Origin of the sequence: Enterobacter sp. RIT637 (genome assembly GCF_019718755.1) — a bacterium.
GTDB lineage: Bacteria > Pseudomonadota > Gammaproteobacteria > Enterobacterales > Enterobacteriaceae > Enterobacter.
On the sequence record NZ_JAIHAZ010000055.1, the window covers coordinates 1 to 789 of the forward strand.

The 789-nt window shown below is 51.1% G+C and carries 2 protein-coding genes; both read left to right on the forward strand.

The genetic code is table 11. The features are described 5' to 3' along the window. The first annotated feature begins 49 nt into the window (after positions 1 to 49). A complete protein-coding gene (locus tag K5E19_RS23085; RefSeq protein ID WP_100779081.1) occupies positions 50 to 268 on the forward strand; it encodes a YgdI/YgdR family lipoprotein in 219 nt (72 codons plus the stop codon). Positions 269 to 401: 133 nt separating this feature from the next. Beyond that, the coding region (locus K5E19_RS23090) for an aldo/keto reductase (RefSeq protein ID WP_221553259.1) at positions 402 to 789 on the forward strand (388 nt) is incomplete at its 3' end.

Here is a 789-nt window from a genome sequence, read left to right on the forward strand (position 1 = left end):
AGTTATTACTACACTATGATGTGATACGAGCCAGGTGAGGATGATAACGATGAAAAAATGGGCAGTGATAATCTCAGCGGTGGGTTTAGCGTTTGCGGTTTCAGGTTGTAGTAGTGATTACGTTATGGCGACAAAAGACGGTCGAATGATACTGACTGACGGCAAACCTGAAGTCGACGACGATACCGGCCTTGTAAGCTACAACGATCAGCAGGGCAATAAGATGCAGATCAATCGCGACGAAGTTTCGCAAATCATCGAAAGATAAACAGTTAAAGGTCAGTTGCTTACTGGCCTTTTTGATTTTTTTCTTCCCCTTTTGCTCCCCCTCTGCCATGTTTATAGTCCTTCGTCGGGGAGATTCCTGACGCCGTCAATTTAAACAGTATAGGAAGCCGGCTATGCATTATCACCGTATCCCCCACAGCACTCTGGAGATCAGCCAACTGGGGTTGGGCACGATGACATTCGGTGAACAAAACAGCGAAGCCGATGCCCATGCGCAACTCGATTACGCCGTCAGCCAGGGGATCAACCTGATTGATGTGGCCGAAATGTACCCGGTGCCTCCGCGCCCGGAAACCCAGGGATTGACCGAAACCTACGTTGGCAACTGGCTGGCGAAAAACGGCAATCGCGAAAAGCTGGTGCTGGCGTCGAAAGTCAGCGGCCCGTCGCGCAATAACGACGCGGGCATTCGTCCGAATCAGATTCTGGATCGCAAAAATATCCGCGCCGCGCTGGATGCCAGCCTGAAGCGCCTGCAGACCGACTATCTCGATTTATACC

Coding starts and splice junctions, on each gene's coding strand:
- K5E19_RS23085 (WP_100779081.1), top strand. CDS start 50: ATGAAAAAATGGGCAGTGATAATCTCAGCGGTGGGTTTAGCGTTTGCG.